The 22052-nt window shown below is 55.3% G+C and carries 23 protein-coding genes; 8 read left to right on the forward strand and 15 right to left on the reverse strand.

Going from position 1 to position 22052, the window contains the following annotated elements; translation table 11 throughout:
- The first annotated feature begins 121 nt into the window (after positions 1 to 121).
- On the forward strand, positions 122 to 385 hold the full coding sequence (gene rpsT / locus B5D49_RS07035) for a 30S ribosomal protein S20 (RefSeq protein ID WP_078716975.1): 264 nt from the start codon (positions 122 to 124) through the stop codon (positions 383 to 385).
- Positions 386 to 477: 92 nt separating this feature from the next.
- On the opposite strand, the gene B5D49_RS07040 is transcribed toward rpsT, so the two are convergent.
- Positions 478 to 1179 (reverse strand): Crp/Fnr family transcriptional regulator, encoded by a 702-nt coding sequence (locus B5D49_RS07040; RefSeq protein ID WP_078716976.1) that lies wholly within the window; start codon positions 1177 to 1179, stop codon positions 478 to 480.
- A 167-nt stretch (positions 1180 to 1346) separates the two neighbouring features.
- Here B5D49_RS07040 and B5D49_RS07045 point away from each other — a divergent pair, with 167 nt between their 5' ends.
- The 4 genes from B5D49_RS07045 (at position 1347) to B5D49_RS07060 (ending at position 4054) form a co-directional block, all read left to right on the forward strand.
- Positions 1347 to 1928: a 4Fe-4S binding protein gene (locus B5D49_RS07045; protein WP_078716977.1), complete on the forward strand. Its 582-nt coding sequence runs from the start codon at positions 1347 to 1349 to the stop codon at positions 1926 to 1928.
- A gap of 80 nt (positions 1929 to 2008) precedes the next feature.
- Positions 2009 to 2752, forward strand: a complete 744-nt coding sequence (locus tag B5D49_RS07050) for an ATP-binding protein (RefSeq protein WP_327083011.1) — start codon at positions 2009 to 2011, stop codon at positions 2750 to 2752.
- A 192-nt stretch (positions 2753 to 2944) separates the two neighbouring features.
- Positions 2945 to 3262 carry a cupin domain-containing protein gene (locus B5D49_RS07055; protein ID WP_078716979.1) on the forward strand — a complete coding sequence of 106 codons (318 nt, stop codon included), beginning with the start codon at positions 2945 to 2947 and terminating at the stop codon, positions 3260 to 3262.
- 138 nt (positions 3263 to 3400) lie between these two features.
- A complete protein-coding gene (locus B5D49_RS07060; RefSeq protein ID WP_078716980.1) occupies positions 3401 to 4054 on the forward strand; it encodes a nitrite/sulfite reductase domain-containing protein in 654 nt (217 codons plus the stop codon).
- A gap of 68 nt (positions 4055 to 4122) precedes the next feature.
- Here the strand turns inward: B5D49_RS07060 and B5D49_RS07065 are convergent, their stop codons facing one another.
- Complete coding sequence (locus B5D49_RS07065) at positions 4123 to 5514, reverse strand: multiheme c-type cytochrome (protein WP_078716981.1); 1392 nt, start codon at positions 5512 to 5514, stop codon at positions 4123 to 4125.
- 82 nt (positions 5515 to 5596) lie between these two features.
- Entirely contained in the window at positions 5597 to 6193 is a 597-nt protein-coding gene (locus B5D49_RS07070; RefSeq protein WP_078716982.1) for a cytochrome c3 family protein, read from the reverse strand.
- 240 nt (positions 6194 to 6433) lie between these two features.
- Here B5D49_RS07070 and trkA point away from each other — a divergent pair, with 240 nt between their 5' ends.
- Positions 6434 to 7798 (forward strand): Trk system potassium transporter TrkA, encoded by a 1365-nt coding sequence (gene trkA, locus B5D49_RS07075; RefSeq protein WP_078716983.1) that lies wholly within the window; start codon positions 6434 to 6436, stop codon positions 7796 to 7798.
- Positions 7799 to 9253: a TrkH family potassium uptake protein gene (locus B5D49_RS07080; RefSeq protein ID WP_078716984.1), complete on the forward strand. Its 1455-nt coding sequence runs from the start codon at positions 7799 to 7801 to the stop codon at positions 9251 to 9253. It abuts the gene before it with no gap.
- A gap of 78 nt (positions 9254 to 9331) precedes the next feature.
- On the opposite strand, the gene nadB is transcribed toward B5D49_RS07080, so the two are convergent.
- The 3 genes from nadB to nadC are packed head-to-tail and all read right to left on the reverse strand — an operon-like array spanning position 9332 to position 12861.
- On the reverse strand, positions 9332 to 10924 hold the full coding sequence (gene nadB / locus B5D49_RS07085; RefSeq protein WP_078716985.1) for an L-aspartate oxidase: 1593 nt from the start codon (positions 10922 to 10924) through the stop codon (positions 9332 to 9334).
- Positions 10925 to 10964: 40 nt separating this feature from the next.
- Positions 10965 to 11978, reverse strand: a complete 1014-nt coding sequence (nadA, locus tag B5D49_RS07090; RefSeq protein WP_078716986.1) for a quinolinate synthase NadA — start codon at positions 11976 to 11978, stop codon at positions 10965 to 10967.
- Between the two features lie 16 nt (positions 11979 to 11994).
- On the reverse strand, positions 11995 to 12861 hold the full coding sequence (gene nadC, locus B5D49_RS07095) for a carboxylating nicotinate-nucleotide diphosphorylase (RefSeq protein WP_078716987.1): 867 nt from the start codon (positions 12859 to 12861) through the stop codon (positions 11995 to 11997).
- A 157-nt stretch (positions 12862 to 13018) separates the two neighbouring features.
- Here nadC and mgtE point away from each other — a divergent pair, with 157 nt between their 5' ends.
- A complete protein-coding gene (gene mgtE / locus B5D49_RS07100) occupies positions 13019 to 14377 on the forward strand; it encodes a magnesium transporter (protein ID WP_078716988.1) in 1359 nt (452 codons plus the stop codon).
- Between the two features lie 100 nt (positions 14378 to 14477).
- Here the strand turns inward: mgtE and B5D49_RS07105 are convergent, their stop codons facing one another.
- The 9 genes from B5D49_RS07105 to B5D49_RS07145 all read right to left on the reverse strand — a co-directional run bounded on the left by B5D49_RS07105 (position 14478) and on the right by B5D49_RS07145 (position 21929).
- Positions 14478 to 15233, reverse strand: a complete 756-nt coding sequence (locus tag B5D49_RS07105; protein ID WP_078717011.1) for a protein phosphatase CheZ — start codon at positions 15231 to 15233, stop codon at positions 14478 to 14480.
- A gap of 50 nt (positions 15234 to 15283) precedes the next feature.
- The gene (locus tag B5D49_RS07110) at positions 15284 to 15799 is read right to left on the reverse strand and encodes a PilZ domain-containing protein (RefSeq protein WP_078716989.1); all 516 of its coding nucleotides are present in this window, start codon (positions 15797 to 15799) and stop codon (positions 15284 to 15286) included.
- Positions 15800 to 15811: 12 nt separating this feature from the next.
- A complete protein-coding gene (locus B5D49_RS07115; protein ID WP_078716990.1) occupies positions 15812 to 16258 on the reverse strand; it encodes an NIL domain-containing protein in 447 nt (148 codons plus the stop codon).
- 62 nt (positions 16259 to 16320) lie between these two features.
- Positions 16321 to 17274, reverse strand: a complete 954-nt coding sequence (gene ybgF, locus B5D49_RS07120; RefSeq protein ID WP_078716991.1) for a tol-pal system protein YbgF — start codon at positions 17272 to 17274, stop codon at positions 16321 to 16323.
- Positions 17271 to 17489: a PLD nuclease N-terminal domain-containing protein gene (locus B5D49_RS07125; RefSeq protein ID WP_078716992.1), complete on the reverse strand. Its 219-nt coding sequence runs from the start codon at positions 17487 to 17489 to the stop codon at positions 17271 to 17273. The genes ybgF and B5D49_RS07125 overlap by 4 nt, the downstream gene beginning before the upstream one ends.
- The gene (lgt, locus tag B5D49_RS07130; protein WP_078716993.1) at positions 17479 to 18246 is read right to left on the reverse strand and encodes a prolipoprotein diacylglyceryl transferase; all 768 of its coding nucleotides are present in this window, start codon (positions 18244 to 18246) and stop codon (positions 17479 to 17481) included. The genes B5D49_RS07125 and lgt overlap by 11 nt, the downstream gene beginning before the upstream one ends.
- Complete coding sequence (lspA, locus tag B5D49_RS07135) at positions 18227 to 18721, reverse strand: signal peptidase II (RefSeq protein WP_078716994.1); 495 nt, start codon at positions 18719 to 18721, stop codon at positions 18227 to 18229. The genes lgt and lspA overlap by 20 nt, the downstream gene beginning before the upstream one ends.
- 1 nt (position 18722) lies before the next feature.
- A complete protein-coding gene (ileS, locus tag B5D49_RS07140) occupies positions 18723 to 21527 on the reverse strand; it encodes an isoleucine--tRNA ligase (protein WP_078716995.1) in 2805 nt (934 codons plus the stop codon).
- 138 nt (positions 21528 to 21665) lie between these two features.
- Positions 21666 to 21929 (reverse strand): DUF493 domain-containing protein, encoded by a 264-nt coding sequence (locus B5D49_RS07145; RefSeq protein WP_078716996.1) that lies wholly within the window; start codon positions 21927 to 21929, stop codon positions 21666 to 21668.
- Positions 21930 to 22052 lie beyond the last annotated feature (123 nt).

Raw genomic sequence — 22052 nt, forward strand, 5'->3', positions numbered from 1 at the left:
GGTGGTTTTGTTGACATTCTGACGAAGAACATATAATGGACCAGTTTCTGTTGAGCGAGTAGTGTGCGCCGCGCGCATCATAAATAAGATTTGCCTAACGAAAAAGTAGGAGAGAATACTCTTGGCCAATCACAAATCCGCCCTGAAGAGGCACCGCCAGAGCTTGAAGCGTCGTGACCGTAATCGCGCCGCCAAGACCCAGATCAAAAATAAGGTGAAGGCCGTGCGCCTTGCCGTGGAGCAGAAGGACAAGGAGCAGGCCGTTGTGGCGCTGCGCGATGCCGTGTCCTCTCTTGATAAAGCCGCTGGTAAGAAGACCGTTCACTGGCGCAATGCTTCCCGTCGCATCGGCCGCTTGCAGCAGGCCGTGAACAAGCTCGACTAGCGTCAGCTGTTTCGGGAAAGAGTTTCGACTTTCCGCCCGCTGTGCACGGCACAGCGGGCTTTTTGCGTTGGTTGAAAAGGCGTGGCGGTGATTCAGAGTTGTTGTTGTCCGGAGGCCAGATTTTCCAACTGGCTTTTGTCCAGGATCGAGATATGCCGTCCGCGCATGGCAATGACCTCCTGTTCCGCCATGCGGCGCAGTGTTCGGGAGAGTGTTTCCTGGATTGTCCCGAGATAAGAGGCGATTTGGCCTTTGGGCAGCTCCAGGCGGAGTTCGTCGGACTCCTGGGTCGAAGCCAGCAGCAACAGATAGGCGGCCAGCCGTTGCGGGACTTCCTTGAGGCTGAGGGTTGCCACTTGTCCGACAAGCAGGCGGAGTCGTCCGGCCAGAAGCGCGATCATATTCATACCGAGGTCCGGTTCGTCCCGAATGAGTGACCGGAAGGCCTTGCGCTGAAAAAAAAGCAATTTCGATCGCTGCAACGCCCGAGCACTTGCAGGAAATGTGGTGCCTTGGAAGACCGGCACTTCGCCGAACATATCCCCCTGGCTCCAGATATGAATGATTTGCTCCTTACCGTTCATGGCGGCTCGGTAGATTTTGATGGATCCGCTTTTCACCACATAAAAGCCGCGGGCTTCTTCCCCGGCTTGAAAGATTTCTTCTCCCTTTTCAACGAGACGGGGAACCGCAATGCGTGTCAATTCCCGTACCTGCTCCTCCGGCAGACCGTGAAATAGAGACACGTTGGAAAGCGAAAAGGGTTGGCCTGCTGTGGTCTCTTGATACTCCATAATGCTTTTTTTTGACCCAAGTCAGTGCTGCTGTCAAAGTATTTTGCCAATAGTGGGGGGGACAAGGAATTAGACTGCGAGGTAAAGGCGTGAGGAAGCAAGGTGATGGTTGGGATGTGACGTTGTGTCGAGGCTGCACCACACATGATTGCCGTTTCGGATTGCCTATGGAGACAGGGTTCGTGGATCGGTTTGTTGATGTCGTGCAAAAAACCGGGTGGTCGGAATTTGTTTTGGAACAAGTTGGGAGTGGTGTTTCCGTCCATAAGCGGATTCGCTTTGCGATCGCCGGGTGTGCCAATGGATGTTCCCGGCCGCAGATTGTGGATTTTGGGTTGTTACGGGCAGTGTTGCCTAACGTTGAACCGGATGCGTGTACCGGCTGCGGATTCTGTACCGGGGCGTGTCCGGAAGGCAGCGTGTCGATGGAGCCGGCTCATGGAACAGGTGTGTGTGTTCCGCTGATTGATCGGGATCAATGCCTTTTGTGTGGGCGTTGTTCGGCCGCTTGTCCTGAGGGGGCCATGCGTATGACGGCAACAGGATGGCGTGTGGTTGTGGGGGGACGTCTGGGCCGTTTACCGGTTTTGGCAAGGGAGTTGCCGGGGCTATACGATGATGACGCGGTGTTGCAGTTGGTCGACGCTTTGGTCCGTTTGTTCATGCAGCATTGGAAGCCGGGATTGCGTTTGGGGGTGCTTTTGGAGGAATTAGGATTTGAAAATGTTGTTTCCGCCTGCTCCCTTTGACTTTGGTCAAATACTTTCCTGCTCTGTTGACGCAAGGTGATCTCACGTTGAACAAGATGTCAAGGAGTCAAAGTATGGGTATGCAGCGTGAGATAATTCGGATTGACGAGGAAAAGTGCGATGGTTGTGGGCTTTGTGTCCCCAGTTGCGCCGAGGGAGCCATTCGCATTGTGGATGGAAAAGCTCGCATTGTGGCCGATAAGTATTGTGATGGCCTTGGCGCCTGTTTGGGCCATTGCCCTCAGGGGGCTTTGAGCATTGAAGTCCGAGAGGCCGAAGCGTTTGATGAGCAGGCCGTCGAAGCGCTGCTTGCAACGGGGCAGCCGGTGCATGCCGCAGAATCCGCACAGCAATTCAGCGGATGCCCTTCCGCAAATGTTAAGACCCTGTCTCCATGCGAAGGATTCAACAGTCCCCGGATCCGAACGGATAACGAGAAGGGTGCTTCCGCCCTGTCGCACTGGCCCGTACAGATACGTTTGGTCCCGCCGGATGCTCCCTTTCTCCAGGATGCGGATTTGTTGCTTACGGCTGATTGTGTTGCCGTGGCATTGCCCGATTTCCATTCCCGTTGGCTCCCTGGACGCGTGGTCCTCATGGGCTGTCCCAAATTTGACGATTCGGAATCGTACGTCGAGCGGCTGTCGGCACTGTTTCAGACCACTTCCATTCGATCCTTGACCGTGTTGGAAATGGAGGTTCCATGTTGCGCAAATATGAGTCGTATCGTGGCCAAGGCGGTTGCTCGGGCAGGGGTACCGTTGCGCTTTGAGAGGGTTGTTATTTCCTGTCGCGGACAGGTTGTGGGCCGCGAAACCAGTTGACGAATAAAATGTGGACGTTAACTGAGTGGGCCTATGCTGCATTTTCCGGTTGGTTGACAATACGAAAAATACAACACCGGTGAATGGTAACCTAGATGTTCCAAGATTATTTCGGATTGCATCGCCTGTTCAGCAGTGCTGGAGTGGCGGCGGTGAACCGGGTTGGGGCTTTAAAAAAAAGGTAGGAGAACCATGCGGACGATATCTTTGACGGAAGAGAATGGATTCAAGGCGGAAACGTTCAGCACGCTGCATGCACATGCATCGCCGTATACCAAGGTGGTTAATTTTAACTTTGAGCCTGGACAGGAATTGCCCTTGCATTCACATGATATTGAAGGGGAGTTGGTGCTGACCGTGCTTGAAGGCGAAGGAGAATTTCTGGGTGCGGAAGGGATGCGCGTTCCAGCCCGAACCGGAGACGTGCTTATCGCTGACATCGCAGAACCGCATGGCGTCCGGGCAATTTCCCGGATGCGGGTGCTTGTGGTCATTGCACCCCCCATCTGATCCCGGCTACAGGAGATGGATCGGGCGTCCTGTCCTGTTTGGGTTTCCACCTTGTTTCCTTGTGGCGGAAGATGTAACGCTTCCCCGGTCAGCTGGCTGAGTGGCTTATACCAACAAGGATGAGAAGGGAGGAATGGAATGAAGGATGCCTTGAAAGGCGCGATATTGCAGCGGGACAAGACGACGTACGCCATTGTTCCCCGGACGCCGGCCGGGATCATGACTCCGGATCAGTTGGAGTCCATTGCCCATGTGGCTCGGAGGTACGAAGTACCTGTCTTGAAGATCACTTCGGGTCAACGCATGGCGCTTGTGGGATTGGCGGAACAGGATGTTTCCCGGGCTTGGGACGACTTGCGTATGGAGGTGGGGGAGGCAACTGGGCTTTGCGTGCATTATGTTCAGGCCTGTCCAGGAACAGCGGTTTGTCGGCTGGGGCTTCGGGATTCTCTTGGGTTGGGGCTGGAGCTGGAACAACTTTATGTTGGGCGCGAACTGCCAGCCAAGGTGAAGATGGGCGTATCCGGCTGTCCCATGTGCTGTGGTGAGTCCTGGGTAAGAGATATTGGTTTTTTAGGAAAGAAAAACGGTTGGACCATGATTGTGGGCGGCTCCAGCGCCGGGCGGCCCCGCATTGGGGATCTGCTGGCCGAGGGGCTGGACAGGGAGCAGGCTGTGGAACTGGCGGGACGCTTCTTGGATTATTATGCGGAGCAGGCTCCCAAACGGCACCGCACGGCAAAGTTTTTGGAAAAGCATGGCATTGAGGCCGTGAAAGAAGCCCTGTTGTAAGTTCTGGAGTTGCCTCGACGTTCCATTGCAAAGGCTCCGCACCATATGATGCGGAGCCTTTTTATGGCTTATTGCTTACCGAACAGCTGCGGCGGTCGTGTGGTGTCTCCGCCGGATCCCGGATACGGGTCGGCCTTATGGGCAGGCTTCCCGGATTTGATCAGTTGCGCGGCTAATTCCATGAACGTGTTGTAGCGGTGCTTGCATTCATAGAATCCATGCCACCAGGCATAGTCGGGTGCCATCATGGCCGTACCCATGCGTGCGCGGCGGCCTTCGTGGTGCCAGAGTTCATAGTACTGGACTTCCAGTTCCTCATCAAAGAACCGTGACTTATCCAGCAGGTTAGCTTCATAGAGCTTATCCAACATGGCCTTTGCGGGCTTGAAGTATATCTCGTTATAGTTTGCAACGGCTTGATCCATGCGTGCGTAGTGACTTTCCGTCCAGGTTTTGGAATGGCACTGGTTGCAGATGTCTTGCATCTTGCCGCGCTCTACCTTCCAGTCGGTCTTTGCCGGAAACGCCGGGAAGTCTTGTGGCCGAATCGTTAAAGGAGCCTGGAGTTCCCAGGAAAGCCGCTCCGTAACGTCGTGAGTCGTCATCACGGACCCCGATCCGGACATATGGCACGAAGCGCAGGTGGGACCGCGGTAGTCTACGCCCGGGGTCCAGGTGCCAGGGGCGGAATCCCAATTGTACTCGTCTCCGAAAGCTGTGTACAGGTCTCCATGTTTGGATTCCATGTAGATTTCAATCTGGGGATGATCCGGACCCAAGTGGCATTGTCCGCAGGCCTCGGGTTTGCGGGCTTCCATGACAGAGAAGCGATGGCGGGTATGGCAGCTGGTACATGATCCGAGGCTGCCGTCCAGGTTGACGCGTCCAACGCCGACATTGGGCCAGGTCAGGGGATCAAGTTTTCCATCTTCATTCTGGCGAAGGATGGTGCCATGGCAAGTATAACAGCCCGTGGAGCGCTCCACGGCGTTGTTCATGCCGTGGTTGAGCCATGGGTCGATTTTCCAGATGATTTCCATTGTGTTGGCGTGCTTGGAACGGCTGTATTGCATGGCTTCATCGGGATGGCACCGTGAACAGTCTTTGGGTGTGACGACCCCGGCCACAGCGATTTTATATTCTCCGGTTCCCCACTTGGTGTCGGAGCGTTCGTACTGCTTGAAGTGTTCCTGGCTGATGTCCTTGTCGCCTGTTTGGGCCTGGTGACAGTCCAGGCAGGTCACATTGGCCGAGGCGTGGCGGCTCATGGCCCAGTCCGTAAACAGTCCGGGACTTTCGGTTTTATGGCATTCGATGCAGGCTACGGCCTGTGGAGGCATGCCCCGTTCGATGCGAAATTCCTTCGGCTTTGGAAGATTTTGTTGAGCAGCCGAGGCAAATGATGACACGGCAAATGCCGCCACTGTCAACATGACGGCGATGAAACATTTCTTGTTCATTGAAGTCCCTCCTTCCTCCGATTTTTGCTGGTTCGGTCGCTAAACGGAAAATATTCGCCATGTGCCGGAGCACGGAAACGCACTACGGAATTTCATCCGGGTCAAACCGCACCAGCTTGTGCAGCCCTGTGGCACGGTAGGGGGGAAGATCTTGTTTGTAGCCATAGTAGGGACGGTCCACGTGAACGAGGTTCCGATGACAGTCCGTACAGTTTTTTTCGTATCCAGGAAGCGGGTGCAGAGCGCTTTTATGGGCAAGCATGGCTCCGCGCTGATCCGGCATGGACAAGAGATTGCGATGACACTTCAGGCATTGGGCATTTTTGATGCTTTGGTAGGCTTTTTCCCGTTGTTCTTTGCGGACGTAGTCGTTGCCTCCGGTGGCTATGTGAACGGCCACGTCCTTGATGCCGTGCCAGGTTTTGGTGAAAAAGAAATTCATCGTGTCATGCGGAGCCGGCAGGTGGCAGTCCATGCAATCGGCCACCAACCCCTGTGGATTGTTCACATGCGTTGATACCTGCCAGGCCTGAACCGCAGGTTCGATTTCGTGGCAGCTCGCACAGAACTCAGGAGTGGAGGTGCGCACCATCGTGTAATAGGTCATGCTGAACACGGGAAAGGCGATCAGGATACCGACGGTTGTCCAAAGGATCGGCGCTATGGCGCGTTTTTTCATGCGTTCTCCAGAGGTTGATGTCCTTACGGAAAAAACGGAGCGGCCATGATCCGCATGAAGGAAGGGCCGTTTCCAGCCGTTTATGGATGGTTCTATTCGGTATCATTGATTTGATGTTTGTTTTTTGACTTAAGTCAAAAACAGGTGTGAAATTCGATGATCCGGGGCGGTTGCTTCCCGTGTGAAACGCGGTTACAAATCACGTCTTACGCTATGTCGTCTGCCGGGGAGGAGGCTGTCGTGCGGATTATTATTGTGGGTGCTGGAGAAGTCGGTTTTCATATTGCCCGGCGTCTTGCCGTGGAAAATAAAGAAGTTATTGTCATCGACAAGAACCCGGCTGCCTTGAAAAAGGTATCCGAGTCCACGGATGTTCAGACGTTTGAAGGCTCGGGATGCAGTCCGCGTGTGCTGCAGGAGGCCGGTGTGGCCGGAGGAGATATCCTCCTGGCGGTAACGGATTCGGACGAAATCAACATTATGGCTTGTGTCTACGCGGGCAAGCTGGCTGACGACATCACCTTGTTGGCCAGGGTTCGCGGCGAGGACTATACTCAGTACAAGCATTTGATCACCGAAGGGGAACCGGGCATCCATCGGATCATCAACCCTGATCAGGAAGTGGTTGACTCGGTTCTTCGCCTTATGAGTGTGCCGGGGGCTGTGGAGATCAACGAGTTCGCCGCAGGAAAAATTCGGCTCATCGGTGTGCGCCTGCCCGTGGGCAGTCCTGTTGTGGGGCGTCAGCTTTTTGATTTGCGGGACGTTATCGGGGAGCTGGGGGTGGTTATTGCGGCTTTGGTGCGCAATGATGAGCTGATCATTCCCACTGGTGAGGACGTGATCAATGGTTCGGACACTGTTTATTTTGCATGCGACATTCGGGACCAGGATGAAATTTTAAAGCGGTTCGGCATCCGCCCCGCACCCATCAAGACCGTGTTTATTGTCGGCGGTGGTAACATTGGTTATAAATTGGCAAAATCGCTCGATAATAAATTCTATCATACTCGGCTTTTGGATGCGAATCCGGAACGGTGTGGTTTTTTGGCCGAACAACTCAACCGGCCCATCGTGCTGCAGGGAGACGCCCGCGACCAGGATTTGCTCCGCGAAGAGAATGTAGGGGAACTGGATCTGGTCATCTCCGTGACCGGCGATGAGGAGACAAATATCCTGGCATGCTTGTTGGCAAAGAATTTGGGTGCGCGGGAAACCATCACTCGGATCAACAATTTTGCTTATATGCCGCTCATTGAACCGATCGGCATTGATCATCTGGTATGTCCCCGCCTTTCCGCCATCAACTCCATTCTGCATTTCATCCGTCGGGGCAAGGTCATGTCCACGGCTTCCATCAAGGGAGAAGATGCCGAAGCGTTGGAAGCCATTGCCCAGGACCATTCCTCTGTGGTCGGCAAGCCGCTTAAGGACATCAAGTTCCCGAAGGGAGCGCTGATTCTTTGTTTCCAACGGGGGGACGAAGTGGTCATCCCTCGCGGCGATACGGTCATTGAGCCAAACGACCGTTTGGTGATTATTTCCACAAGACAAAATATTACCAAGGTGGAAAAGGCCTTGGATGTAAAAGTGGAGTTCTTCTAAGTGCGTCTGCGTTACGTTCTGCACGTCATCGGAGCGCTGGTCTTCTGTGTCGGCCTGACTATGGCCTGGCCTTTGGCTTTTTCTCTGTATTACGGGGACGCCGGAGTGATGCCGCTTTTGGGATCCATGGTGGCGACTTTGTGCGCCGGAGCATTCATGTTCGGAGTGTTTCGGAACTCCCGTATGGAACGTGGCCTGAGCCATCGGGAGGGAATGGCCATTGTGGGCATTGGCTGGTTGGCAGCTGGTCTCTTTGGCGCGTTGCCGTTTCTTTTGTCCGGGATTTTCGGTGGTTCGTTGGTGGACTGTGTTTTCGAATCCTTGTCGGGATTTACGACCACCGGGGCCAGTGTGTTGTCCGACATCGAAGCCGTACCCCGGGGACTATTGTTCTGGCGTAGTCTGACTCACTGGCTTGGGGGCATGGGGATAATCGTGTTGTCCCTAGCGATTTTGCCTTTTTTGGGCGTGGGAGGAATGCAGCTCTATAAGGCGGAGGTGCCGGGACCGGTTCCGGATAAGCTCAAGCCGCGTATTAAGGACACGGCGTTGTTGCTCTGGAAGGTGTACGTCCTGTTTTCCGCCGTGGAGACTGTTTTGTTGATGCTGGGTGGAATGGATTTGTTTGACGCCCTTTGCCATACCTTCGGCACCATGGCCACAGGCGGTTTTTCAACCCGGAACACCTCGGTGGCGGCCTTTGATTCCGCGTATATCGACTGGGTCATCACCGTATTTATGCTCATCGCAGGCATCAACTTTACACTGCATTTTTTGGCCTTGCGCGGGCGAATCCGGGATGTGCTACAGGATTCCGAATTACGTCTTTTTCTGGCTCTCTTTGGCGTGTGTTCTCTGGTTATCACCGTGGATGTACTCCGCGTCGATTATTCCAGCGTGTCCGACGCGGTGCGGTATACGGCGTTTCAGGTGGCCTCCATTTTGACGACAACCGGCTATGCTACTGCGGACTATGAGCTTTGGCCTTCGTTATGCCAAGCATTGTTGCTGGTCTGTATGTTCGTGGGGGGATGCGCCGGTTCCACCGGTGGCGGTATGAAGGTCATGCGCATCCAACTGTTGGTCAAGCATTCGTATAAAGAGTTGATTCAATTGATTCACCCCCGGAGCGTGAAACAGGTCAAAGTCGGCGGTAAGGCCATTCCGCATGGCGTTGTTTCCGGCGTGTGGGCTTTTTTTGTGCTCTGGTTGTTGCTGTTCGTGCTTTCTGCTCTGGTCGTCGCGGCAACGGGCGTGGATTTGATGAGCAGTTTTGCCGCTTCGTTGGCCTGTATCGGCAATATTGGTCCGGGTGTGGGCATCGTTGGTCCCACGGACAACTATGCGGGGCTGCCGGATTTGGCCAAATGGGTGCTGGTGTTATGCATGCTGCTCGGCAGGTTGGAGATTTATACTGTCGTCATTTTGTTCGTGCCGGAGTTTTGGCGTAAGTAGTTTTTTCTGTGCTGCACAAAAATAACGCCGTCTGTTGAATAAACAGGCGGCGTTACTTTTGTTAGGCAACAAAGTGAATCAGTCTACACGATAGTGACATCCCTGACTTTCCTTATTGCGAAGAGCCGCGGCCGTTATGCAGTAGGACGCTTGGCAACCATGGAACAGGTCGATGAGGGGTTTGCTGATGGGAGTCTTTTTATAAAAGTCGTGCAGGTTTTTGGAGAGCTTGCGCAGATCGGAAAAAGCCCGGCTCAGACGTGCGGTGTTGCGTGCAATGCCGACGTAGTTCCACATGGTGTGGCGGATGGAGGCCCAGTCCTGGGCGATCAGAGCCGGGTCTTCGTTTTGGATGTCTCCGGGGCTTTCCCAGTCCGGGATGGACTCCATGAGTTTGCGTGAAAGGTGGGAGTTACGATTGAAGCGTTTTTGAATATCTCTGGCCGCGCTGTGACCCCAAACCAGGCTTTCCAGAAGGGAAGTGGAAGCCAGTCTGTTGGCACCGTGAAGGCCGGTGCAGGCGCATTCGCCGGCGGCGTATAAGCGCTCCAGTGTGGTGCGGCTGCGCGTGTCCGAAAGGATTCCCCCGCAGAAGTAGTGAGCCGCCGGAACCACGGGGATGGGTTCGCGGTTCATGTCGACGCCGACCTCACGGCACCGGGTATAGATGGTGGGGAAGCGCTCCTGAAGGTTTTTTTCTACGTTTCCGGCGACATCCAGATACACGCAGTCTTCACCGGTCTGGAGTAGTTCATCCATGATGGCCCGTGTCACGATATCTCGCGGTGCGAGGTCGGCCCGGGAATCATATCGGGTCATGAAGGCCTCACCCGAAGAGTTGATCAGCTTGGCACCCTCGCCGCGAACCGCTTCCGAGATCAGGAAACGTCGATCTTTTTTCTTGGACCCCGCATACATGGCAGTGGGATGAAACTGAATATATTCCGCGTTGAAGATGCGGGCACCGGCGCGGAAGGCCATGGACAGTCCGGAGCCGATGGAAACGCGGGTGTTGGTCGTGTGGAGAAAAACCTGCCCAACACCTCCGGTGGCCAGAAGAGTATAGTCGGATAGGATGGTTTCCACTTGACCGGAATCACCGTTGAAGACGTATGCCCCCACACAATGGTTGGCCAAGCTGTATTTGTATTCCAATTTCCCCGCGTGGTGGTGCGTGGTCAGCAGGTCCACGGCGGTGCGGCGCGTCAGGGTACGGATGTTTGGATGCTTTTCCAAAGCGGCATGCAGCGATTCCACGATGTTTCGCCCGGTATGGTCCGCGCAGCAAAGGATACGGGATACGCTGTGGCCGCCTTCACGGGTCAGATACCAGTCTCCGGGCTGGCGTTCATCAAAATGAACACCGTATTTTTCAATGAGGGTTTCGCGAACCACTTCCGGGCCTTTTCGGCAGAGGTAGCGCACGGCCCGAGTGTAATTTTGTTTCCACCCGGCGGTAAGGATGTCCCGCTCCAAGATGCGGGGATCGTCACCCGGACCGGTGTAGACGATGCCGCCTTGGGCAAGGCGGGAGTTGCCGGAGGCCAATTTTTCGCCCGCTGTGATCAAGGTCACATCCAGGCCGGATTCGGCCAGGGTCAGGGCGGCGATACTGCCGGCAATGCCGGAGCCGATAATCAGAATGTCTGTTTTGAGGCGGTACCCGTTCACGGTTTCCTCTCAAGGCTGCGGCGGGAAGGTGCGCCGATGATCAGGAACAAGCCTGGAGCATGCGTTCCAGGGCGGTACGCGCGGGGAACTTGACGTGTTCGGCCACGTCCTCGGCCGGTTCCTGGGCAATGTTCTCCAGCAGGTCGGCAACTTTTTCGGGCGTGATTTTGCGCATGTCCTCGCACCAGCCCATGTCCAGGTGCAGGATGGTCTTGCGCCCTTCATACCGTTTTGCCAGCCGATTGACCAGACTGGCTTCTGTACCCACAATGAGCGTAGAGCCTTCGGGCGCTTCTTCGCACCAGCGGATCAAAAACGAGGTGGAGCCATCCGCATCGGCTGCCTGAACGACCGAGGCCGGACTTTCCGGGTGCACTGCGATGCGGCATCCTGGATATTCGCGGCGTAATTGCTCCACACGGCCCATGTCGTAGACGTCATGCACGGGGCAATGACCGGGCCAGAGCAGGAGACGCGCATTTTTTGCTGTTTCCGGTGTGATGGTGTCCGGGTCAATGATCAATCTTTCGGATTCAGGGAGTCCCAGCTTGTCAGCCGTGTTCCATCCCAGGTGCCGATCAGGGAGAAACAGAACCGCGTCGCCACGGTCCATGGCCCAACGGAGCATGGTGGAGGCGTTGGCCGAGGTGCAGACAGAACCGCCCGCCTCGCCGACGACAGCTTTTACTTCCGCTGAAGAGTTGACGTAGGTCAAGGGTACGACGCGCCGGGTCGACCCGATTGCCTGCAAAACGTTGCGCACGTCATCGGGGTCGGCCATGTCCGCCATGGGGCAAGAGGCCTCGGGCTCGGGGGTAAAGATTTGTTGATCCGGACGGCGAAGGATGGCGGCTGATTCGGCCATGAAGTAGACGCCGCAAAAAACGATCAGTTCCGCTTCCAGATGCTCGATATGGCGGGCCAGTTCCAGAGAGTCGCCGGTAATGTCGGCAACCTCTACAACGGGATCGGTCTGATAGTGGTGGGCCAGGATCGCAAGTCGGTCTCCCAGCTGTTCTTTTTTGTTTAGGATTCTGTTCAAAGAATGGGTCATGATATTGTCTCGCGGGTTAGAGCGGTTCAATGCGCATGCTGAAATCCGAGGCTGGAGCCGAGTGCGTCAAGCGTCCCACGGAGATGAAGTCCGGTCCGAGTTGCGCGAGGTCGTGAATGGTGTCCAAATTCACTCCTCCTGAAACTTCGGTTTCTATTTTGTCCGGAATCAAGTCCAGACATTCGCGTATTTCTTCAGTGTGCATGTTGTCCAGCATGATACGCTGTACATCGCAGGTTACGGCTTCCTCCACCTCGGTACGGGTGCGGCACTCCACCTCAACGGGCGGGCAGGGGGAGTGCGCGGAGCGGAGTTGTGCAACGGCTTGTGTGATGCCTCCGGCGCGGTCGATGTGGTTGTCTTTGAGCATGCACATCTCAACAAGGTTTTTGCGGTGGTTGTGGCCCCCACCGCAGAGTACCGCGTATTTTTCCGGGTAGCGCAAACCCGGGAGGGTTTTGCGGGTATCGAGGAGTTTGGTCTTGGTTCCCCGGAGCGACTCGACATACCGAGATGTCAATTCCGCGATGCCGGAAAGGTGGCAGAGGAAGTTGAGCATGACGCGTTCGGCTTTGAGCAGCTTGGCTGCCGGACCTTGCATCACGGCCACCAGTGTGCCGGGTGAAACGCGGTCTCCATCGTCCACATTAAGGTGAATCCGACAGGTTCCGTCGCCAAACTCCAGCACCAGGGGCAGGATGGGCAATCCGGCCACGATGGTAGACTGTTTGGCCACAATTTGAGCCTGGGCCGTGTCCTCCGGAGCGAAGATGCCTGTGGAGGTCAGGTCCGGTCCATCTTCGGACAGGGCGATACGTATGGAGGCCAGCAAAAACATGCGGGCCTCGTCCTGGAAAAACGTCTCGAATTGGTTTGGTTCCATGATGTTCCGACAAGGTTAGAATGTGTCGAATCAGCGTCCCTACGTGGCAGAGTTTTTTTCGTCAAGTCCACGTCGGCTTAGGGAAACTGCGGCCTTGTAATGGCTTGATTCGCCTTGCGCCTTTGACGTTGCCGGGCATTTAGGCTAGACACCGCCAATGACCGAAAATAAGGCTCCATACGAGATGCAACAGCCGCCTGAAGAGGAGTCTCTGACGCACGCCGTCGGTACTCCTTCACCGGTGGAGGTTGATGAAGAAACCCACCCAGCCGATGCCGCTGAGCATATTGAACGGCTCGGAGTGGAGGAGCAGGTCAAATTCGTCAAACAACTTCCGATTAAGGATGCGGCGGATTCCATCGCTGAGATGGATCGCCATGAGCAGCAAAGCCTTTTTCAGAATCTGAATTACGGGTTTGCCGCTAAAATTTTGGAGCAGATGGCTCCCGACGATGCGACCGACATCCTGGAAGGCCTGGATGAGGAACATCGTAAGGGTCTTTTGCGCCGCGTCAAGGCCAAAGAACGCGCCGAGCTTCGAAATCTCCTGACCTTCCATCCCGACTCCGCCGGTGGGGCCATGAACACCGAGGTGGTCATCCTGGACCAGTCTCTTACCGTGGACCAGGCCATCACAAAAATGCGTGATGAGGTGGAAGACAAGGAAATTCCCTATTATGCCTATCTGGTGGATTCTGCCGGCCGGCTCACAGGCGTGGTCTCCCTTCGCGATATGCTCGTGGCCCGTCACGGGAAACTTTTGCGCGAGTTGGTCAAGGCCCAGAATCTCGTATCCGTGACCTACGATACGGACCGGGAGGAAGTGGCCCGCCTTATCGGCCACTACAATCTGTTGGCCATGCCCGTGTTGGACTTTGGCGATCGTATGCTCGGTGTCGTGACCGTGGACGATGTCATTGACATCATTCAGGAAGAAGCTTCCGAGGACATGCAAGCCATGGTGGGTGCTGGTGCGGACGAAACCACGGATTCTCCCGTGCTGTATTCCGTGAAGAAACGGCTGCCCTGGCTGATCTTGAATGTCATGAACTCTGCGGTCTCCGCCTTTGTGGTGCATCTGTTTCAGGGGACGATTGCCCAGATGGCAGTACTTGCCGTGCTTATGCCCATCGTGGCGAACCAGGCTGGTAATACCGGGCAGCAGGCCTTGGCGGTGATGATTCGTCAGTTGGCAATGGAACGTTTTGATCGAAAGCGTTCTTGGCTGGCCGTGCTTCGTGAAATGCGGATCGGCATGATCAACGGTTTCTTTATCTGTGCTTTGGTTTGGGGAGCCGTGCTTGGACTGACACAGCACTTCATGCTGGCCAACGTCATGACCGCTGCTCTGGCGATCGACATATGTTTCGGTGCGTTCGCAGGTGCTGCTATCCCACTGGTCTTGCGAGAGATCGGAAGGGATCCCGCTCAGGCTTCCTCTATTTTCCTGACAGCCATTACCGACTCTCTGGGCTTTTTTACTTTGCTCGGCCTAGCGGTTTTGGTGTTGTTCTAGCTACAAGCTGTGGGCGTTATCCACTCTGCTTTGTTGTGATGCAAAAGGCCGCCTCCCTGGAAAATAGGGAGGCGGCCTTTTTGAGCTGAGCAGATGAGGATCAGAGTCCGAATTGTGAGAGCAGGTCGTCCACATTTTGCTGATCTGTTTCCATGCTCGGTCCATTGAGTTGCGTGGTCCGCGACTTCACCTCTTCTTCGATTTCCTCCAGATTTTTGTCTGGCGCCGCAGCGCGGGTCTGAATCATCAAGCCAGTGGAAACAATGAGGTGTTGCACTATTTGTTCAATCTTTTTAAGCGAGTCGATGATGATTTTGATGCGTTGGCCCGTGAGATCCTGGAAGCTCATGGTGACCATAATTTGAGAAAGGTCATTGCCGAGGGTGGTGTTTATTTCCTTGAGCCGTTCTCTGTCGTGCCGAGTAACGCCACCGGACTCAAATCCTTTGACGATTTTGTCAACAACACCTTGCATTTCCTGAAGCTGTTCCACGATTTCGATGATATCGACAGCAGCTTTTTCCGTGGTCTGGAGTACGGCGTCCAGCTGGTCCGAAGCCTGGTTGAACAGTTCTTCCGGGTCGGCCTCCGCAACGATCTGTGGAACAACACTTTCGCCGCCCTTGGCGGTTTTAATCTCGGCGTAAATATCCTTCAGGCCCGTTTGCATGTCATCGTTGAGGCGCCGGTACAGTTCGCCGTCCATCAGCGCTTTGGAAAGCTTGGCGTTGATTTCTCCGCGTAGGGCATTGGTCACGGCTTCAATGATGGTCGGTGCTACGGTTTCCGCCAAGTCGCCCACAAGGCCGTCAAGCAGTTCTCTGGTCATTTCGTCAAGCTGTTGTTCCGGCGTCATGTTGTGTTCTCCGAGCGGCGGGCCGCTGTTTTTTTCGTTCAGGATCCGCCTCAGGCCCATTTTTCCCGGCGGATTTGCTCCCGTTCCTCCTGAAAGACAAACTGGACCACTCTTTCCAGATCATGTTCACGAATATTCGTGAAGACAAAATGATATTCTTGTTCGGGTCCGCATTCTACGATCCTACCTACCGCAGCGGCGGTCTGGAGCGGGGCGTCGCATAAGGTGATGACGATTTCCAGGACATCTCCTTTTGCAAAATTTTCGTCTGAATAGAAGATTACCCCACCGCCGGAGATATCCCGTATTTCCAGGCGGTGCGGATACTCCTGAAAAATTTGATCTTGTCCCTGGAGCGCCAGGAGCATGTCCAATTTTTGATCCAGAGCCGTAAGAAAGCGGATCAGCGTATGCGGAACCTGCGCTTCCAGCAGTTCTTTTTCCGTGGGACGCTCCACGTGCGCAGCCGACCAGCGATACATCGCCGATGAATCCGCCTTCCGCAGAGGCCGGGCGCACGCCCGAAGGCGGGCTTTGACTCGGGAAAAGGCGCGCCGATCAGTCATGCGGGCAAGCTCCTATTCCATGCCTCCATTGTTATCCAGGTCCACGGTCATGGCTCGCACCGGACAGACGCGCGTACACATGCCGCAGGCCGAACATTTGTCGACGTCAAAGCAAACTTCACGCGTGGCCCGGTCCAGGAACAAGGCTCCAGTCGCACACATGGCCGTGCAAATCCCACAATGCATGCAGGTTTCTTCGTCACGGAAAATTTTTTGCGCAACCGGTGTGATGCGGACATTGTTTTCTTTAAGGTAATTGATGCCTTTTTCAAAATCTTCCTCCAAGCCACTGATTTCCAGCGTCATGGCGCCGTCCTGACGGGGGCTGATTTCGGCCTTGAGAATATTAAAACTCAGGTCGAATCGTCTCGCCAGATTGCAGACTACGGGTCTGCCGGAGACTTCCGGCGGGAAGGAGAGATATACGATTTTCCGAAAACCTTTGATGACGTCTTTCATTGGAATAAAACCTTATTGTCTTATGTCACGGCAGGGACGACGGCGCAAGAGCAGACCGAATGTCATTGTTCCTGCATGAATTGTTTGGCCCGAGCCGCTTCCGGCGTGGATGGATACTTATCCACAAGGTCTTGAAGCACGACTTTACCAAGATCGGACCGACCGAGCTTATAAAGGGATATCCCTTGCTTGAGCAAAGCGTATTTGAATTTGGAACTCTTGGGGAATTTTTTGATGACATCCTGGTAGGCGAGGACGGCACGTTTGTAGTCCTGGAGTTGGTAAAAGCATTCTCCCTGCCAGAACACGGCGTTGGGAACCAAGAAGTGATTTGGGAAGGTGGTGACGAATTCCGCCCAGTCCTGACGTGCTTGTTCGTATTTGCGTTCCCCGAAGGCACTGTAGGCCTTGTCGTATAGTGCCTGAGCCGGATCGGCTACGGGTTGCGATGTCGCCGAAGGGCTTTGCTGCTGTTCCGCATCGGTCAGAGCCTGCTCGGCACGCTGCTCCGGGGTCAGGGATGGCGATTCTGCTCCGGTCGGGCCTTCCACTCCGCTGGTGGCATCAGGGATGGCTGGAGTGGTGAAGGTGTCTTTGGGGGCCACCTGTTCACGGACTTTGTCCATATCAATGGCGAGTTGGTGTTCAAGTGCAAAGGTTACAGCCTTCATATCCAGGGCCAGGGCGGGCAGTGAAGCAGCCGTGTCGCCTGAGCCGCTCAGTTGGTCCAGGCGAAGAGAAAGGTCGTCCATCTGCCCCTGAAGCATATTCAGATCCGCACGCAGAGCATTCAACTCCACCCATATGTCGGCCTGTTTTTCGCGTACTGGCGAATTGCTGCTTTCAATGCGGGTGTTGAACTCTTGTTCCATTTGGCGCAACAGCTTGCGGGCTTCTTCACGATCTCGGCGAGCCTGCATTTCCAGGGTTTCCACTTCGGATTTAGTGGCGCATCCAGAAAGGATGGTCGCGGCGATCATCAAGACGGTCAAAAAAATGGTGACGGGCTGTTTCATCGGATTCGTTCTCCTCTGCGTTTTCCAAAAATGAGATACGCGAGTCCGCCCAAAAAGGGAACCAGCACGGACACCTGGACCCAGGCCATTTTTTCACCGGTGGATTTGAACTGGCGATGGAAGGCATCCCAGATGGAGTAAAGGCTTAAGGCGGCGAAGATCCCGACCACGCCGAGCAAAATAAGCCACTGTTGCGGCGTCAGATCAACGTTCATAATGGTGTTCCCTTTTGGAGTTGCGGAGCAGGAGCCAAAGCCCCAGGCAGAAAAACAGGATAGCCATGACTTGTGTAAGACTTATCGGTCCCACTGCTCCCCGGTGGTCGTTGCGGAAAAATTCGATGATGAACCGAAGAACAGGGTAGCAGACCAGGTAGACGCCCAGACGTTGCCCCGGCATCTTGAGAGGGCGGCGGAACAGAACGAGGAGAAGGAAACAAAACAGGGAGGCCAGGGCATGGTAGATTTGAGTCGGGTGGAGGGCTATCCCTGTGGGGGCCAGGCTGTTTGGAGCGTTGAAGACGATGCTCCAGGGCAGTTCCGTGGGTTTGCCGTAGCAGCAACCCGCACCGAGGCAGCCAAGCCGTCCGATGGCCTGGCCCAAGGCGATGGCCGGGGCGGCGGCGTCGCACCAACGCAGGGGGGATTGTCCTTTGCGTTGAACCACAAACCATCCTACAACGATTGCCAAGGCCAGTCCCCCGGAAAAAACAAGGCCTCCACGCCAAAACATGAAGGCATGGAGCGGGTTTTCCAAAAAAAAGGGGAACTCGATGATGACATAGACAAGGCGTGCGCCAAGAATGGCGGAAAAACAGATCGCAAGGGCCAAATCGGGTACCAGGGAAGCGTCAAGTCCTGCGAGACGAGCCTCCCGTTGACCCCACCAGATCGAAATGAGGAAGGCCAGAGCCACAAAGAGACCGTAGGTGTGGATGGTCAGCGGCCCCAGTTCAATCAGGATCGGGTGCATTGCGTTGCCTTGTCCAGTAGTTCAGAAGAACGAGTCCCGCCCCTATGGTGATGCCGCAATCCGCGATATTGAATGCGGGCCAGTGCCATCCTGCCAGGTGAAAATCGAAAAAGTCGATGACGTACCGATGACTGAGGCGATCAATGAGATTGCCTACGGCTCCGCCAAGGATCAATCCAAGTCCAGTGATGCCGGTGTGTCCCAGTTCGTCTTCCTGCCGCACCAACCAGAGGATGAAGAGCATGGCAAAAAGGGTGGCGGCCACGAAAAAAGGTGTTTGCCAGTCGATCTGGCTGTTGTTGAGGAATCCAAAAGCCGCGCCCATATTGTGCACGAGGGTGAGGTTGAAGAAGCCGGGAATGATCTCCCGGCTTTCCCACAGGGTAAAGCTTTTTTGAACCAGAGCCTTGGTGACCAGGTCAGGAATCAGAATCACCAAGGCCCAGGTAATGGTCGTAAGAAAACGTTTTTTCAAGTTATGCCTCGGTCAGAACAGCGGTACACCTGGGGCAGACATCCGGGTATTCCGAATTGGTGCCGAGTTGGTCGTCAAAACGCCAGCAGCGCTGGCATTTTTCACCCTGGGCGTGCTCCACCACAACGCCGAGTCCCTCGATTTCCTCAGATCGGTAGGCTCCTTTCGGGATGTTGGCCTCAGGCTGCAACTCCACACGCGAGACAATGAAGAATTCCAACAGATCCAGACCGTCCAGCCGATCCAGCAATTCATTCGAGCCGTAGAGCGTGATCTTGGCGTCCAGCGATTTGCCGACAAGCCCTTCTTTGCGTTTCGGCTCAATGGCCTTGGTGACCTCACCGCGAAGTTCCAGCAGCAGTTCCCAACGGGAACGCTCCTCATCGCTGATTTCCGCTTCAAGCGGGTCAAAGCGCAGAGAGAAAACCGTGGGCAGGGCAGGTTTCAGCGACTGAGGAAGGTGCGAGAACGCTTCTTCCGCAGTAAATGAAAGGATTGGTGCCATGTCTCTGATCAGCGTGAGCAGGGCTTGCCAAGCTACGGTTTGGGCGCTGCGACGCTTGAGTCCATCCTGGGACTCGCAATAGAGGCGGTCTTTGACAATATCAAGCCAAAAGGAGGAAAGCTCCACTACGCAGGTGTTGTGCAGTGTATGATACACCTTGTGGAATTCATACTCCGTATACGCCTGCTGCATTTCCTCGTGGCGGCGCGCCATGACGTCCAGCAGGAATCGGTCGGGACCGAGCAGCTGTTTGACGGGGACGGCGTTTTCCGGCCCGAAATCATTGAGAACGGAGAGCAGGAATTTGCAGGTGTTGCGGATGCGTCGGTAGGCGTCCACAAGCCGGTCCAAGGTTTCAGTCGAGAGACGCACATCCTCTTGATAGTTGGAGGAGGCAACCCACATACGCAGGATTTCCGCGCCGTACTTGTCGATGATTTCTTTTGGAGCAACAACGTTTCCAATAGATTTCGACATTTTGCGCCCGTCGCCATCCACGACGTATCCGTGGGTGAGCACGGACTTGTACGGCGGTTTGCCCCGCGTCCCCATGCTGGCCAGCAGTGAGCTGTGGAACCAACCACGGTGCTGGTCAGAGCCTTCAAGGTACAGGTCCGCGGGGTATCCCACGTCCTTACGCTGTTCGCATACTGCGGCAAAGCTGGTGCCGGAATCAAACCAGACGTCCAAAATGTCGGACTCCCGTTTCCACTTGCGAGCGCCGCATTTGGGACAAACGGGAACGCCTTCGGTAATTTCCTCCATGGGAGCATCAAACCAATAGTCGCATCCGTGCTCGTGTTCGGCAAAACGGTCTACGATTCGAAACACCCATTCAGGGTCGTGCCAAGCCTCATCGCATTCCTCGCAGATCAACGCCACAATGGGAACGCCCCAGTTGCGTTGGCGGGAGATGCACCAGTCAGGGCGTTTTTCGATCATGCCGTAGATGCGTTCCTCGCCCCAGGCTGGAATCCAGCGCACATCGTTACGGATGGCCTTGAGGGCACGCTCCCGCAGATCGTTGGCGGCCATGCTGATGAACCACTGGGTCGTGGCCCGGAAAATGACCGGCTTTTTGCATCGCCAGCAGTGGGGGTAGGAGTGGGTGATTTTTTGAGAGGCCAGGAGTTTGCCCAGCTCTTTCAATTTTTCGATGACCTTGGGGTTGGCGTCCCAGACATTGAGTCCGGCAAAGAATTCCACTTCCTTGCGGAAAACGCCCGCGTCATCCATGGGGGAATAAATTTCCAGTCCGTACCGTTGGCCGGTTTCAAAGTCTTCGCGACCATGCCCCGGTGCGGTGTGCACACAACCGGTACCCGTGTCCAGGGTTACGTAGTCAGCCAGTACGATGGGGGAAGGGCGCCCGTAGATGGGGTGCTCAGCCTGGAGTCCTTCAAGTTCGGCCCCCTTGACCCGTTTGATGATCCCATGCTCGTTCCAGCCGAACAGCTCTGCACAGGATTCCAGGAGTTCTTCGGCTAGGATGTAGGTGCCGCTTTCGGTCTGGACGAAGACATAGTCAAAGTCAGGATGCACAGCCACGGCCATGTTGTCAGGGATGGTCCAGGGCGTGGTGGTCCAGATGGCGATCCAGGTGGCGGCCGGGTCGGCCTGGGGGCAGATTTGGGAAAGGTCGGCGTTCTTCAAGGGAAAACGCACGTAAATGGATGGGGAGGTGTGGTCCTCGTATTCAACTTCTGCCTCAGCCAATGCGGTGTGACAATCACAACACCAATGCACAGGCTTCTTACCGCGAACCACAGACCCCTCGGCCATGAACCGACCCAATTCCCTGGCAGTTGCGGCTTCGTACTCCGGGGTCATGGTTACATACGGATTATCCCATTGGCCCAGAACACCGAGGCGTTTGAAATCTTTGCGCTGAACGTCCAACCACTTGGTAGCGTACTCGCGGCAGAGCCGACGGATAACCGTGGTCGGCAGGTCGGTTTTGCCCTTTTCTTTGAGCTGTTGTTCGACCTTGTGTTCAATGGGCAGGCCGTGGCAATCCCAGCCGGGAACATATTCGGCTTGGAACCCCTGCATGTTGCGGGATTTAACCACGATGTCCTTGATGATTTTGTTCAGGGCGGTACCCATATGAATATTGCCGTTGGCATAGGGAGGACCGTCATGCAGCACGAAACGTTCCGCGCCGTTATTGGACTCCGTCATGCGGGCGTAGGTCTGGTTTTCTTCCCAGCGTGCCAGGGCTTCAGGCTCGCGTTGGCGCAGGTTGGCCTTCATGGGAAAGCTGGTCTTCGGCAGCAGCAGGGTGGATTTGTAATCACTCATGATAGAAGTTGGTCCTCCAGGGCGGTAATGGCGGCGAAGTGCCGCAAAAAATCGCTGAATAGCTTGGGGCAAGCGGCCCAGGAAGTCAAGACTGGGTCGGCGCGGCCAGGGGGCCAAACAGTTGTTACCGCATTTGAATCACAGGCAAATGAGTCCCTTGATGTTGTGCGCTTTGCGGTATACGTCAAGAACGTCCTCGGCGCATTGCACGGTTATTTCCGCGGTGACTCCTATGTATTTCCCTGTCCGGGAGGGTCTCTTGCTGACGCTTTCCTTGGGGAAAAGGTCGGCCGCTTCCCTTGCGCAGGCTTCTGGGCCGATAAATTTGAATGTGTATTTGCAGGGCCACTCGTGACATTCATTCAGCGTGTCGCGGAAAGAATCGAATGTGGTTTCGCTCATGGGCAACTCCTGCCGGTTTTTCCGGCTGCCTTCGCCGGGTGGGTGGGGCGATTGTGTTGTCGTCTTCGGGGACCATGTGCCGAGCAGTTCCTGTTGTCAGGAGCGATCCACAGGCTTCCGTGC

Source organism: Paucidesulfovibrio gracilis DSM 16080, assembly GCF_900167125.1.
GTDB lineage: Bacteria > Desulfobacterota > Desulfovibrionia > Desulfovibrionales > Desulfovibrionaceae > Paucidesulfovibrio > Paucidesulfovibrio gracilis.

Excerpts from the sequence above, each read along its gene's own strand:
- mgtE (WP_078716988.1), top strand. The coding sequence starts at position 13,019 with ATGACCGAAAATAAGGCTCCATACGAGATGCAACAGCCGCCTGAAGAG.
- nadC (WP_078716987.1), bottom strand. The coding sequence starts at position 12,861 with ATGGAACCAAACCAATTCGAGACGTTTTTCCAGGACGAGGCCCGCATG.
- B5D49_RS07055 (WP_078716979.1), top strand. The coding sequence starts at position 2,945 with ATGCGGACGATATCTTTGACGGAAGAGAATGGATTCAAGGCGGAAACG.
- B5D49_RS07050 (WP_327083011.1), top strand. The coding sequence starts at position 2,009 with ATGCAGCGTGAGATAATTCGGATTGACGAGGAAAAGTGCGATGGTTGT.
- B5D49_RS07125 (WP_078716992.1), bottom strand. The coding sequence starts at position 17,489 with ATGAACGTTGATCTGACGCCGCAACAGTGGCTTATTTTGCTCGGCGTG.
- B5D49_RS07070 (WP_078716982.1), bottom strand. The coding sequence starts at position 6,193 with ATGAAAAAACGCGCCATAGCGCCGATCCTTTGGACAACCGTCGGTATC.
- B5D49_RS07045 (WP_078716977.1), top strand. The coding sequence starts at position 1,347 with ATGGAGACAGGGTTCGTGGATCGGTTTGTTGATGTCGTGCAAAAAACC.
- nadA (WP_078716986.1), bottom strand. The coding sequence starts at position 11,978 with ATGACCCATTCTTTGAACAGAATCCTAAACAAAAAAGAACAGCTGGGA.
- B5D49_RS07060 (WP_078716980.1), top strand. The coding sequence starts at position 3,401 with ATGAAGGATGCCTTGAAAGGCGCGATATTGCAGCGGGACAAGACGACG.
- ybgF (WP_078716991.1), bottom strand. The coding sequence starts at position 17,274 with ATGAAACAGCCCGTCACCATTTTTTTGACCGTCTTGATGATCGCCGCG.
- B5D49_RS07105 (WP_078717011.1), bottom strand. The coding sequence starts at position 15,233 with ATGACGCCGGAACAACAGCTTGACGAAATGACCAGAGAACTGCTTGAC.
- B5D49_RS07115 (WP_078716990.1), bottom strand. The coding sequence starts at position 16,258 with ATGAAAGACGTCATCAAAGGTTTTCGGAAAATCGTATATCTCTCCTTC.
- ileS (WP_078716995.1), bottom strand. The coding sequence starts at position 21,527 with ATGAGTGATTACAAATCCACCCTGCTGCTGCCGAAGACCAGCTTTCCC.
- B5D49_RS07065 (WP_078716981.1), bottom strand. The coding sequence starts at position 5,514 with ATGAACAAGAAATGTTTCATCGCCGTCATGTTGACAGTGGCGGCATTT.
- lgt (WP_078716993.1), bottom strand. The coding sequence starts at position 18,246 with ATGCACCCGATCCTGATTGAACTGGGGCCGCTGACCATCCACACCTAC.
- B5D49_RS07110 (WP_078716989.1), bottom strand. The coding sequence starts at position 15,799 with ATGACTGATCGGCGCGCCTTTTCCCGAGTCAAAGCCCGCCTTCGGGCG.
- B5D49_RS07145 (WP_078716996.1), bottom strand. The coding sequence starts at position 21,929 with ATGAGCGAAACCACATTCGATTCTTTCCGCGACACGCTGAATGAATGT.
- B5D49_RS07040 (WP_078716976.1), bottom strand. The coding sequence starts at position 1,179 with ATGGAGTATCAAGAGACCACAGCAGGCCAACCCTTTTCGCTTTCCAAC.